Annotated in this window: 1 protein-coding gene; it reads left to right on the forward strand. The window is 51.4% G+C overall.

The window, feature by feature from the left end:
• Nucleotides 1–94: 94 nt before the first annotated feature.
• Entirely contained in the window at nt 95–310 is a 216-nt protein-coding gene (rpmE, locus tag SB756_RS29040; protein ID WP_003851227.1) for a 50S ribosomal protein L31, read from the forward strand.
• The last annotated feature ends 1 nt before the right edge of the window (nt 311 follow it).

Raw genomic sequence — 311 nt, forward strand, 5'->3', positions numbered from 1 at the left:
GGCCGGAGTACACCCTATAATGTTCAATCGCGTGTGGTGCTGTGCAGGTTAAAGCCTGGCACGGAGAGCGACACGGCCTTCAATGAGGTTTCCCATGAAACAAGGTATTCACCCGAAATACGAAGCAGTTACTATCAAATGTACCTGCGGCAACGAGATCCACACCCGTTCAACACTGACTCACGAACTGAACCTGGACGTTTGTGGCAAATGCCACCCGTTCTATACCGGTAAGCAGCGTGAAGTGGCAACTGGTGGCCGTGTTGACCGCTTTAACAAGCGTTTCAGCGTGCCAGGCGCTAAAAAATAAG

The sequence above is a fragment of the Pseudomonas sp. SIMBA_068 genome (genome assembly GCF_046534705.1).
In the GTDB taxonomy this organism is placed as follows: domain Bacteria; phylum Pseudomonadota; class Gammaproteobacteria; order Pseudomonadales; family Pseudomonadaceae; genus Aquipseudomonas; species Aquipseudomonas putida.